Raw genomic sequence first — 11,588 nt, forward strand, 5'->3', positions numbered from 1 at the left:
GCCGACAAGCCCGTCCAAGCGCGCAGTTCGAGCAATTGGACGGCGTTGTCGAAAGGCCGACGGGCGTGTGATGCTGAAGTATCCGAGCCGCCCTCATACAGCCGCTCTCATTCATTTGCCGCCCGGGGGAATTCATGGCAGGAACCACCGTCGCCGCGCAGACCCGTCAACGGGGACACCTCGAAATGGCAGAGCTGCACGGCAGCGTTTCCGAGCCGGTGCTGGACACGATGAACTTCCTCAACGAGGTGACCCATCGCTATCCGGACGCGATTTCCTTCGCCCCGGGCCGGCCGTACGACGGTTTCTTCGACACCGAGCAGGTCTTCACCCACATCCGCCGCTATCTGGACCACCTGGCGGAGCAGGGGAGTTCACCGGCGGACATCCGCACCGCGCTGTACCAGTACGGGCCGACCGCCGGACAGATCCGGCAGATCGTCGCCGACTCGCTGCGTGCGGACGAGGCCACCGATGTATCCGCCGAGTCCATCGTGGTGACCGTCGGCGCACAGGAGGCCATGCTGCTGGTGCTGCGCGCGCTCTTCGCGGGCCCCGACGACGTCCTGCTGGTCTCCAGCCCCTGCTATGTGGGGATCACCGGCGCGGCCCGGCTGCTGGACGTGGCCGTGCGCCCGGTGGAGGAGCGCGAGGACGGGTTCCACGCCGCCGACCTGGAGGCCGCGGTGCTGGCGGAGCGGGCGCGCGGCCGCCGCCCCCGCGCGTTCTACGTGGTGCCCGACCACTCCAACCCGTCCGGGAACACCATGGGCCCGAAGGCCCGGGAGGAGCTGCTGGAGCTCGCCGAGCGCCATGACTTCCTGGTGCTGGAGGACAGCCCGTACCGGCAGGTGAGCCCCGGCACCCCGCTGCCGACGCTGAAGTCCCGGGACCGGGCTCGCCGCGTGGTGCACCTGGGCTCGTACTCCAAGACGGTCTTCCCCGGCGCCCGGGTCGGGTTCGTCGTGGCCGACCAGCGGGTCCGGGACGCCACGGGCGGTGAGCGGCTGCTGGCGGACGAACTCGCCAAGATCAAGAGCATGGTGACGGTCAACACCTCGTCACTGAGCCAGGCCGCCGTGGCGGGCGCGCTGCTCGGCGCCCGGGGCCGGCTGTCGGAGCTGAACGCCGAGGCGGCCGCGTACTACGGCGAGGCGATGCGGGAGATGCTGCGGCGGCTGGACGCCCGGCTGCCCGCCGCCCGCCGGGAAGCCCTCGGGGTGCGCTGGAACGAGCCCAGCGGTGGCTTCTTCCTCACCATGCGGGTCCCGTTCCGGGTGGACAACGCCGTACTGACCACCTCCGCACAGGACTTCGGCGTGATCTGGACGCCGATGGCGCACTTCTACCCCGGCACCGGTGGCCACCACGGCATCCGGCTGTCCATCAGCTATCTGACGCCCGCCGAGATCGACGAGGGCACGGCGAGGCTCGTGCGCTTCATCGAGGCGCACAGCGCATCGCACAGCACCAGCGGATCCCAGTGAGAAAGGTGAGGCAACGTGTCCGGACTGAGTCGCAGTCGCCGGCCCCGGAGCAAGCCGCGTATGTGGGGGTGGACCTTCCGATGACCCTGGCAGCCGAGTTACGGCCCCGCGCCCTCGGCGTGGGCACGGCGGTGACATCCACGTCGTACACCCAGCAGGAGGTGCTCGACGCCTTCGAGATCACCGACCCCAAGATCCGTTCGGTCTTCCTCAACAGCGCCATCGACCGCCGTCATCTGACGCTCCCGCCGCCGGACGGCAAGGGCGGCCGCGTCCCCGAACCGCAGGGCGACCTGCTCGACAAGCACAAGGCCAAGGCCATCGAGATGGGCGCCGATGCGCTGCGCGCCTGCCTCAAGCGGGCCGGCGCCGAACTGGCCGAGCTGCGCCACCTGTGCTGTGTGACCTCCACCGGGCTGCTCACCCCGGGGCTGAGCGCCCTGCTCATCAAGGAGCTCGGCATCGACCGGCACTGCAGCCGCTCCGACATCGTCGGCATGGGTTGCAACGCCGGGCTGAACGCCCTGGGCGTGGTCACGGGCTGGGCCGCCGCCCACCCCGGCGAACTCGCCGTCGTGCTCTGCGCCGAGGCCTGCTCCGCCGCGTACGCGATCGACTCGACGATGCGCACCGCCGTCGTGAACAGCCTCTTCGGGGACGGCGCGAGCGCGATCGCGCTCCGTTCAGGACCGGACGGCGTGGCCGACCCCGAGGGGCCGCGCATCCTCGAGTTCGCCAGCTGCATCATCCCGGACGCCTCCGACGCCATGCGCTACGACTGGGACCGCGAGCAGGGCCGCTTCAGCTTCTACCTGGATCCGCAGATCCCGTATGTGGTCGGCGCTCACGCCGAACTGGTCGTGGACCGGCTGCTGGCGGACACCGGGCTGCGCCGCAGCGACATCTCCCACTGGCTGGTGCACTCGGGCGGCAAGAAGGTCATCGACGCCGTCGTCGTCAATCTGGGGCTCACCCGGTACGACGTCCGGCACACCGTCGGTGTGCTGCGCGACTACGGCAACGTGTCCAGCGGCTCGTTCCTTTTCTCCTACGAACGGCTCCTGGACGAGGGAGTCGCCAAACCGGGTGAGTACGGCGTGCTGATGACCATGGGGCCCGGCTCCACGATCGAGACGGCGCTGGTCCAGTGGTGAGTGCGGAGGGTGGCATGGAAGAACTGCTGACCGTGGCGATCGACGGGGCCGAGCCGCCGACCGCCGCGACCGTGAACGCCGTACGGGCCGTGTGCGACAAGGCCGAGGACCGCCCCGGCTGCGGAGTCGTCGCCGTACAGGTCGGCGGGGCCCCGGCAGCGGGCTGGACCGGCGACCTCGACGTGATGCGCATCAGCAAGTGGGAGCGGACACTGCGGCGCCTGGAGCGGCTGCCCCGGGCCACCGTCGCGGTGGCCTCGGGCGACTGCGGCGGCGCGGCCCTGGACGCCTTCCTCGTCTGCGACGTCCGGGTGGTCACCCCGGGCACCCGGCTGCTCGTCCACGGCGACACCACGGCGACCTGGCCCGGCATGGCCGGCTATCGGCTCGTCCAGCTGGCCGGACCCGCGCGGGTCCGCCGGGCGCTGCTGTTCGGGGTGCCCATCGAGGCCCCCGAGGCGCTCGCGCTCGGCGTGGCCGACGAGCTGGCCGACGACCCGGCCGGTGCGGTCGCGGCCGCCGCCGGGCTGGTCAGCGGGCTGGCCGGAAAGGAGGTCGCGATCCGCCGGCAGCTGCTCTTCGACGCCGCGACGACCAGCTTCGAGGACGCCCTCGGCCCCCATCTGGCCGCCTGTGACCGGGCGTTGCGGCCGCCCGTGGTGGAGGCGTCATGACCGTTCCGCTCTGGCCGGAGCTGCGGCAGGCGGCCCACCGCGTCGACGAACTGGTGGCGAAACTGCCCGAACCCGGCGCCCGGGGACCTGAGGAGCGGGCCGAGCTCGCCGCGGCCAAGGACACCGCGCGGGCGCTGCGGACGCGCTATCTGCACACCCACGCCGACGCGGTGTACGACCACCTCACCAGCGGCGGCGCCGACGAGCTCCGCATCGCCGAACTCGTCGGCACCGCCGCGGCCGCCTTCCCCGCGCTGCTGCCCACGGCCGGACAGCTCGCGGCCGACCGCGCCCGGCGGCAGGCGGACAAGGAGGGGTACGAGATCGATCAGGGCGTCTTCCTGCGCGCCGTGCTGGGCTCGCCCAGGTCCGGGCCGCATCTGCTCGACGCGATGCTGCGGCCGACACCGCGGGCGCTGCGGCTGCTGCCGGAGTTCACGAGGACCGGCGTCCTCGAGACGACGTCCGTACGGATGGAGCGGCGCGACGGCGCGGCGTATCTGACGATGTGCCGGGAGGACTGTCTGAACGCCGAGGACGAGCAGCAGGTCGACGACATGGAGACCGCCGTCGACCTCGCGCTGCTCGACCCGGAGGTGCGGGTCGGGGTGGTGCGCGGCGGCCCGATGAGCCATCCCCGCTATCGGGGCCGACGGGTGTTCAGCGCGGGCATCAACCTCAAGAGCCTGCACGCCGGGGCCATTTCGCTGGTCGGCTTTCTGCTCCGCCGCGAGCTGGGCTATCTCCACAAGCTGGTCAGGGGAGTGCGCACCGACACCGCGCCCTGGCACTCCCCGACGGTCGAAAAGCCGTGGGTCGCGGCCGTCGAGACGTTCGCCATCGGCGGCGGCACCCAGCTGCTGCTCGTCTTCGACCATGTGCTCGCCGCGTCGGACGCCTATCTCAGCCTGCCCGCGGCCCGGGAGGGCATCGTGCCGGGGGCCGCGAACTTCCGGCTCGGCCGGCACACCGGACCCCGGATCTCCCGGCAGGTCATCCTTCAAGGCCGTCGGATCCGGGCCACCGAACCCGACGCCCGGCTGCTGATCGACGAGGTGGTCGAGCCGGAGGAGATGGACACGGCCGTGGCCGGCGCCGTGCAGCGGCTCGGCGGCCCGGCGGTCCTGCCCAACCGGCGGATGCTGGGCGTGGCCGAGGAGCCGGTCGAGGAGTTCCGCCGCTATATGGCCGAGTTCGCGCTGCAGCAGGCGCTGCGCCTGTACGGCGAGGACGTCATCGGCAAGGTCGGCCGGTTCGCGGGGCAGGGCGCATGACGGCGGCCGCGCCCCGGTGCGCAACTGAGAAGAGCGAGAAGAGCGAGAAGAGCGATGAACGCCAGGAGGGGGAAGCGAAATGAGCAGTGAGGGTCGTGAGCAGTACGACGTCGTGGTGGTCGGGGGCGGTCCCGGTGGGTCGACGCTGGCCGCGCTCGTCGCCATGCGGGGCCACCGGGTCCTGATTCTGGAGAAGGAGACGTTTCCGCGGTACCAGATCGGCGAGTCGCTGCTGCCGTCCACGATCCACGGCGTCTGCCGGATGACCGGGGTGGCGGAGAAGCTGGCCGCGGCCGGGTTCACCCCGAAGAAGGGCGGCACGTTCCGCTGGGGTGCCAACGCCGAGCCGTGGACGTTCTCCTTCTCGGTGTCCCCGAAGATCGCGGGTGCCACTTCGCACGCCTTCCAGGTCGAGCGCTCGAAGTTCGACAACATCCTGCTGGAACACGCGGTGGAGAAGGGCGCCGAGGTCCGCTTCCGGGTGTCGGTCACCGATGTGATCGAGGACGCCGAACGGGTCACCGGCGTGCGGTACACCGACGCGGACGGCACCGAGCACGAGGTGCACGCCACGTACGTCGTGGACGCGTCGGGCAACGGCAGCCGGCTGCACAAGCGGGTGGGCGGCACCCGGGAGTACTCGCAGTTCTTCCGCAGCCTCGCGCTGTTCGGCTACTTCGAGGGCGGCAAGCGGCTGCCCGCCCCCAACTCGGGCAACATCCTGTCCGTGGCGTTCGAGAGCGGCTGGTTCTGGTACATCCCGCTCACCCCCGACCTCACCAGCGTCGGCGCCGTCGTCCGTAGGGAGAACGCCGACAAGATCCAGGGCGATCCGGAACGCGCCCTGCTGGCGCTCATCGACGAATGCCCGCTCATCAAGGAGTATCTGTCGGACGCCACCCGGGTGACGGAGGGCCAGTACGGCCAGTTGCGGGTGCGCAAGGACTACTCGTACCACCAGACCAATTTCTGGCGGCCCGGCCTCGTGCTCATCGGCGACGCCGCCTGCTTCGTCGACCCGGTCTTCTCCTCCGGCGTCCACCTGGCCACCTACAGCGCCCTATTGGCGGCCCGCTCGATCAGCAGCAGCCTGGCCGGGATCGTCTCCGAGGAGGCGGCGTTCACCGAGTTCGAGGCCCGCTACCGCCGGGAGTACGGCGTCTTCTACGAGTTCCTGATGTCCTTCTACGACATGCATGTGGACGAGGACTCCTACTTCTGGTCGGCCAAGAAGGTCACCCGCAACCAGCACACCGAGCTGGAGTCGTTCGTCGAGCTGGTGGCGGGCGTGTCGTCCTCGGAGTTCGACCTCGACGGGGCCGAGTCGGCCGCGCTGCGCATGAAGTCCAAGTCGGCCGAGTTCGTCTCCGCCATCGACGAGATGTCCGCCGACGCCGACGGGAACATGACGCCGCTGTTCCGCTCCTCCGCGGTGCGCCAGGCGATGCAGGAGGGCGCTCAGGTGCAGAGCCGGGCCTTTCTCGGCGAGGATCTCGGCCCCGATGTGCCGATGTTCCCCGGCGGGCTCATCACCTCCGACGACGGCATGCTCTGGCAGCCGGGACCGGCCTGACGATGCCTGTCGTCCGGATCAACGGGATCCAGCTGAACTACGAGGAGCACGGAACGGGGGACCCGGTCGTCATGGTGACCGGCACCGGGGCCCCCGGCCGGATGTGGCGCACCCACCAGGTGCCCGCGCTCAAGGCGGCCGGCTTCAAGGTGATCACCGTGGACAACCGCGGGATCCCGCCGAGCGATCCCTGCGCCGAGGGCTTCACCCTCGACGACATGGCGGCGGACATCGCGGGCCTCATCGAACACCTCGGCGTGGGTCCGTGCCGGGTCGTCGGCTTCTCCCTGGGCGGCATCATCGTCCAGGAACTGCTCCTGGCGCGGCCCGAACTCGTCCGGTCGGCCGTGCTGATGGCGACCAGCGGCCGGGCCGACACCTTCGCCACCGCCCAGGCGATCGCGGAGATGGACCTGGCCGACAGCGGGGTGAAGCTGCCGCCCCGCTACGCCGCCTATGTCAACGCGCTGCAGAGCCTGTCCCCGCAGACCCTGGCCGATGAGCAGCGGCTGCGCGACTGGCTGGACATCTTCGAGATCTCCGCCATCGACCTGGCCTCGGTACGCGGCCAGCTCGGCCTGCAACTGATCCCCGACCGGCTGCCCGCGTACGCGGCCATCCGCTGCCCGTGCCTGGTCCTGGGCTTCGAGCACGACCTGATCGTACGGCCGCAGCTCACCCGGGAGGTCGCCGACGCCATCCCGGGCGCCCGCTACACCGAGATCCCCGGCTGCGGACACTACGGCTATCTGGAGAAGCCGGCCGCGGTGAACGCCGCGCTCGTCGACTTCTTCACCGCTCCCCTCGCCGCTGGGGCGGCGGCCCCGGGCGGTGGGCGGGTGACGGTTCCTTCCGGTGGCCGGGCGGCGGTCCCGGCCGGTGACCCGGTGGCGGTTCCTGCCGGTGGGCCGGTGGCGGTCCCGGCCGGTGGGCCGTTGGCCGTTCCTGCCGGTGGCCCGTTTGCGGTCCCCGCTGGTGGCCCGGTGGGTGCGGAAAGCCGATCGTGAAGACGAGGCCCCCCTCCGGGCGGGCCTCCACGGCGAGCGTGGCGTCATGCGCCACCGCGATGGCCTGCACGATCGACAGCCCAAGTCCCAGGCCCTCCTTGTTGGTCCGCGGATCGCCGAGCCGCTGGAACGGCTGGAACATCTGGTCCAGCGCGCTCGGCGGCACCACCGGACCGGAGTTGGCCACGGTCAGGACGGCCCGACCCGGCTCGTCCGCCGTGGCCACCTCCACCCAGCCGTACGGCTCGTTGTGTCGCAGCGCGTTGTCCACCAGGTTGCTGACGAGCCGTTCGGCCAGCGGCCGGTGGCCCGCCGCGACCGTGGCCGCCGGCGAACAGCGCAGCGTGACCCGCCGCTGCTCCGCATCCGTCCGGCGGGCCGCCACGACCTCCCCCGCCAGCCGGTCCAGGTCGAACGGCCTGCGCACCTCGATCCCCGCGTGGCTACGGGCCAGGGTGAGCAGCGCCTCGATCATGCGCTCCTGCTGGGCGCCCGCGGCGAGGATCCGTTCATGCGCCGCGCGCAGCGATCGCGCGTCCGCGTCGGGATCCGACAGGGCCAGCTGCCCCAGCGTCCGCTGCCTGGCGAGAGGGGTGCGCAGCTCATGCGAGGCGTTGGCGACGAACCGGCGCTGTGCCTCGAACGACGTCTCCAGCCGGCCGAGCAGACCGTCGAACGTGTCGCCCAGCTCCTTGAGTTCATCGCTCGGGCCCTCGAGGGCGAGGCGCTGATGCAGGCTGGTCGCCGAGATCTCCCGGGCGGCGCCGATGACCGTACGCAGCGGGCGCAGTATCCGCCCGGAGACCACCCAGCCCAGCGCGATCGAGATGACCGACATCAGCCCCAGCGCGATGGCGGACTGCACCAGCAGGTCGTGCAGCACGGCGTCCCGCTGCAGCTCCATGATCTCCCGCGCCGCGGCCGGGAGGACGTCGCGGGTGCTCTCCCCGATGCGCCCCCGTGGCGGTGGCACCGGCGGAGAGTGGCCGTCGGTCTCGCCCGCCCGCGGCCCACCGCCGTCCGGCGCGGGCTGCCCGCCGGACAGCGAACCGCCGTTGGAACCCAGCACCAGCAGATACGTGATCGTCAGCAGCGCCGCCCCCGAGAGCAGGAACAGCGCCCCGTACAGCAGGGTCAGCTTCAGCCGGACCGTACGCCGGGGCAGGGCTGAGTGCGCGAGCCGGGCGGTGAGCCGGGACAGCGGAGACATGAGCCGGGGCAGCGGAGACATCGGCGGCCTCAGATCCGGTAGCCGCGCTTGGCGACGGTCTCGATCACCGGCGGATCGCCCAGCTTGGCCCGCAGCCTGCTGATGGTGATCTTCACGGCGCTGGTGAACGGATCGGCCGCCTCGTCCCACACCCGCTCCAGCAGCTCCTCCGCCGAAACCGCCCGCCCCTTGGCCGACAGCAGCAGCTCCAGCACGCCGAACTCCTTGGGCGCCAGCTCCAGCGGCCGGCCCGCCCGCGCGGCCTTGCGCCGCGCCGTGTCCACCACCAGATCGCCGTGGTGCACCACCGGCGGCACGGCCGGATGCGCCCGCCGCGCCAGCGCGCCGATCCGGGCGATCAGCACCGGGAAGTCGAACGGCTTCGCCAGATAGTCATCGGCCCCCAGATTGAGCCCGTCGACCAGATCCTCCGCCGAGGCCGCCGCGGTCAGCATCAACACCCTGCTGCGGCAGCCGGACGCGATCAGCTCGGCGCAGATCTCGTCGCCGTGCACCCCGGGCAGATCCCGGTCCAGCACGATTACGTCGTAGTCACTGAGCAGCGCCCGCTCAAGACCGCTCTCCCCGTCGTACGCCACATCGACGGCCATCTGTGCCCGCCGTAAGCCGACGGCCACCGCCTGCGCCATTTCCTGGTCGTCCTCCACCACGAGCACGCGCACCCGTTCCCCTCCTCGGTCTGTCCAACCGGCCCTGCTCGGCCCTGCCCCCTGGACAGCGGGATCCAGAATGCCCCGGCTCCGGTTTCCGCGGGGTTTCACCCGTTGTCCAAGTGCAGAGAATACGCGGTTGGACGCCACTTCAATAGTCGACCTTGCCGCTCCCGATGGGCCCTCGTTACCTTGAATTCCGGCCCGCTCCGGGGAAGTTGGAAGGAGTGAAGATGACCAATCCGTTCGACGACGAAAACGGTTCCTTTCTGGTCCTGCTGAACGACGAGGGCCAGTATTCGCTGTGGCCCGCCTTTGCCGAGGTACCGGCCGGCTGGCGTGTCGTATTCGGCGAGGACGCCCGCAAGAGCTGCCTGGACTACATCGAGGAGAACTGGCGCGACATGCGCCCCAAGAGCCTCATCGACCAGCTCACATAGGTCGGAACGACCCAAGCCGAGGAGAGCGTCGTGTCCATAGGCGGCCCAGGGCCGATGATGATTCGCGCGGTGGGCCCCGACCCATCCGTGACCAAGCAGAAAATAAAAGCCGGGACCGCGAAACGGATAGTTCCGTATACCCGGCCGTACCGCGTCAGCATCTGTCTGCTGCTGCTCATGACCGTGGCGAACGCCGCGATTGTGGTGGCCGTCCCCATCCTCTTCAAATACCTCATCGACAATGGCATCGCCGAACATGATTCCGATGTCGTCGTGGGTATCGCCGTGGCGGTCGGCGGACTGGCGGTCCTCGGCGCGCTGCTGGGGTTCGGCGAGGCGTGGTACTCGGCCCGGGTCAGCGAAGGGCTCGTCTACGAGCTGCGCACCAAGGTCTTCGACCATGTGCAGCGCCAGCCACTGGCGTTCTTCACCCGGGCCCAGACCGGCGCCCTGGTCAGCAGGCTCAACGCGGATGTGGTCGGGGCCCAGCAGGCCCTGACCTCACTGCTGTCCACGGTCGTCTCGGCCGCGCTCACCCTGCTGTTCGTCCTCATCACGATGTTCTACCTGTCCTGGGTGATCACCCTGATCTCCCTGGTCGTGCTGCCCTTCTTCATCCTCCCCGGCAAGGTCGTCGGGCGTCGGCTGCAGCGGCTCATGCGCTCCCAGATGGAGCAGAACGCCGAAATGGGCGCGCTGATGAACGAGCGGTTCAACGTGACCGGGGCGCTGCTGGCCAAGCTGTACGGCCGGCCCAGCCGGGAGCTGCGCCAGTTCACCAAGCTGGCCGGCAAGGTCCGCGACCTCGGCGTCCTGACCGCCGTCAACGGCAAACTGCTCTTCCTGTCGATGGTCCTCCTCAGCGCGCTCGCCACCGCCGTGGTCTACGGAGTCGGCGGCCGCCTCGTCATCGACGACGCCTTCGAGATCGGCACCCTGGTGGCCCTGGCCACGCTGCTCACCCGGCTCTTCGGCCCGATCAACCAGCTCTCCAGCGCGCAGGCCAACGTGGTCACCGCCCTCGTCAGCTTCGACCGGCTCTTCGAGATCCTCGACCTCAAGCCGCTCATCTCCGAGAAGCCCGACGCGATCGCCCTGCCCCGCGACGGCGCGCCCGAAATCGTCTTCGACGGCGTCTCGTTCTCGTACCCGGCTGCCGCGGACGTCTCGCTCGCCTCCCTCGAATCGATCGCCCTACCGCGGACGGAGCGCGCCGGGAACGACTGGACCCTGCGCGAGCTGAGCTTCCGGCTGCCCGCCGGGAAGCTCACCGCCCTCGTCGGCCCATCCGGGGCCGGCAAGACCACCATCACCCATCTCGTACCCCGGCTGTACGACCCCGGCGAGGGCACCGTCAGCATCGACGGACACGACCTCCGGGACCTCACGCTGGAGTCCCTCTACGACACCATCGGCGTCGTCACCCAGGACGCCTACCTCTTCCACGCCACCATCGGCGACAACCTCCGCTACGCCCGCCCGGAGGCCACCGAGCAGGAGATGATCGACGCCTGTAAGGCCGCCCAGATCTGGGGTCTGCTCGAGTCCCTGCCCGACGGTTTCGACACCGTCGTCGGCGACCGCGGCTACCGGCTCTCCGGCGGCGAGAAACAGCGAATCGCCATGGCCCGGCTGCTGCTCAAGGCGCCACCGGTCGTCGTCCTCGACGAGGCCACCGCACACCTCGACTCCGAGTCAGAGGCCGCGCTGCAACGGGCGCTGGAGACCGCGCTCGCGGGGCGCACCTCGCTGGTGATCGCCCATCGGCTGTCCACGATCCGCGACGCCGACCAGATCCTCGTGGTCGACGGCGGCCGGGTGCGGGAGAGCGGCACCCATGAGGAACTCCTCGCCCTGGGTGGGCTCTACGCGGAGCTGTATCGCACGCAGTTCGCGGGGCGTGGCGGGCCGGGTGGTCATGAGACGCCGCCCAATGGGCGTGGACCGGTGCCGCCTCATGGCCACGGGCCGGTGGGCAATGGGTATGCGCCGGGGCCTCATGGGCATGCGCCGGGGCCTCATCCGGGGATGCGGGCGATGCCCGGCGGCCCGCCGCCCGGCCACGGCTGAGCACGGCTGAGCACGGCTGAGCACGGAG

At 70.6% G+C, this 11,588-nt stretch carries 9 protein-coding genes and 1 pseudogene; 8 read left to right on the forward strand and 2 right to left on the reverse strand.

What is annotated here, in order from left to right:
• The first annotated feature begins 134 nt into the window (after positions 1-134).
• The 6 genes and pseudogenes from J2Z30_RS35075 to J2Z30_RS50075 all read left to right on the forward strand — a co-directional run.
• Positions 135-1,487 (forward strand): aminotransferase-like domain-containing protein, encoded by a 1,353-nt coding sequence (locus J2Z30_RS35075; RefSeq protein ID WP_044568359.1) that lies wholly within the window; start codon positions 135-137, stop codon positions 1,485-1,487.
• 80 nt (positions 1,488-1,567) lie between these two features.
• Positions 1,568-2,641 (forward strand): 3,5-dihydroxyphenylacetyl-CoA synthase DpgA, encoded by a 1,074-nt coding sequence (gene dpgA, locus J2Z30_RS35080; protein WP_044568357.1) that lies wholly within the window; start codon positions 1,568-1,570, stop codon positions 2,639-2,641.
• Between the two features lie 14 nt (positions 2,642-2,655).
• Positions 2,656-3,315, forward strand: a complete 660-nt coding sequence (gene dpgB / locus J2Z30_RS35085) for an enoyl-CoA-hydratase DpgB (protein WP_044568356.1) — start codon at positions 2,656-2,658, stop codon at positions 3,313-3,315.
• Positions 3,312-4,589 (forward strand): (3,5-dihydroxyphenyl)acetyl-CoA 1,2-dioxygenase DpgC, encoded by a 1,278-nt coding sequence (gene dpgC / locus J2Z30_RS35090; protein WP_044568355.1) that lies wholly within the window; start codon positions 3,312-3,314, stop codon positions 4,587-4,589. The genes dpgB and dpgC overlap by 4 nt, the downstream gene beginning before the upstream one ends.
• A gap of 79 nt (positions 4,590-4,668) precedes the next feature.
• Complete coding sequence (locus tag J2Z30_RS35095; RefSeq protein WP_044568354.1) at positions 4,669-6,162, forward strand: tryptophan 7-halogenase; 1,494 nt, start codon at positions 4,669-4,671, stop codon at positions 6,160-6,162.
• A 2-nt stretch (positions 6,163-6,164) separates the two neighbouring features.
• Positions 6,165-6,956: pseudogene (locus J2Z30_RS50075) on the forward strand (alpha/beta fold hydrolase); the annotation flags it as partial.
• Here J2Z30_RS50075 and J2Z30_RS51110 read toward each other — a convergent pair.
• On the reverse strand, positions 6,955-8,400 hold the full coding sequence (locus tag J2Z30_RS51110; protein WP_063790869.1) for a sensor histidine kinase: 1,446 nt from the start codon (positions 8,398-8,400) through the stop codon (positions 6,955-6,957). The pseudogene J2Z30_RS50075 and the gene J2Z30_RS51110 sit on opposite strands and share 2 nt — an antisense overlap.
• Before the next feature lie 8 nt (positions 8,401-8,408).
• Positions 8,409-9,062 (reverse strand): response regulator transcription factor, encoded by a 654-nt coding sequence (locus J2Z30_RS35105; protein WP_044568351.1) that lies wholly within the window; start codon positions 9,060-9,062, stop codon positions 8,409-8,411.
• Positions 9,063-9,283: 221 nt separating this feature from the next.
• Here J2Z30_RS35105 and J2Z30_RS35110 point away from each other — a divergent pair, with 221 nt between their 5' ends.
• Both J2Z30_RS35110 and J2Z30_RS35115 read left to right on the forward strand, forming a co-directional pair.
• The gene (locus tag J2Z30_RS35110; protein WP_044568350.1) at positions 9,284-9,490 is read left to right on the forward strand and encodes an MbtH family protein; all 207 of its coding nucleotides are present in this window, start codon (positions 9,284-9,286) and stop codon (positions 9,488-9,490) included.
• Between the two features lie 57 nt (positions 9,491-9,547).
• On the forward strand, positions 9,548-11,560 hold the full coding sequence (locus J2Z30_RS35115) for an ABC transporter transmembrane domain-containing protein (protein WP_308280203.1): 2,013 nt from the start codon (positions 9,548-9,550) through the stop codon (positions 11,558-11,560).
• Positions 11,561-11,588 lie beyond the last annotated feature (28 nt).

Origin of the sequence: Streptomyces iranensis, from assembly GCF_017874715.1 — a bacterium.
Lineage (GTDB): Bacteria > Actinomycetota > Actinomycetes > Streptomycetales > Streptomycetaceae > Streptomyces > Streptomyces iranensis.

Coding starts and splice junctions, on each gene's coding strand:
- J2Z30_RS35110 (WP_044568350.1), top strand. CDS start 9,284: ATGACCAATCCGTTCGACGACGAAAACGGTTCCTTTCTGGTCCTGCTG.
- J2Z30_RS35115 (WP_308280203.1), top strand. CDS start 9,548: ATGATTCGCGCGGTGGGCCCCGACCCATCCGTGACCAAGCAGAAAATA.
- J2Z30_RS35075 (WP_044568359.1), top strand. CDS start 135: ATGGCAGGAACCACCGTCGCCGCGCAGACCCGTCAACGGGGACACCTC.
- dpgA (WP_044568357.1), top strand. CDS start 1,568: ATGACCCTGGCAGCCGAGTTACGGCCCCGCGCCCTCGGCGTGGGCACG.
- dpgB (WP_044568356.1), top strand. CDS start 2,656: ATGGAAGAACTGCTGACCGTGGCGATCGACGGGGCCGAGCCGCCGACC.
- J2Z30_RS51110 (WP_063790869.1), bottom strand. CDS start 8,400: ATGTCTCCGCTGCCCCGGCTCATGTCTCCGCTGTCCCGGCTCACCGCC.
- dpgC (WP_044568355.1), top strand. CDS start 3,312: ATGACCGTTCCGCTCTGGCCGGAGCTGCGGCAGGCGGCCCACCGCGTC.
- J2Z30_RS35095 (WP_044568354.1), top strand. CDS start 4,669: ATGAGCAGTGAGGGTCGTGAGCAGTACGACGTCGTGGTGGTCGGGGGC.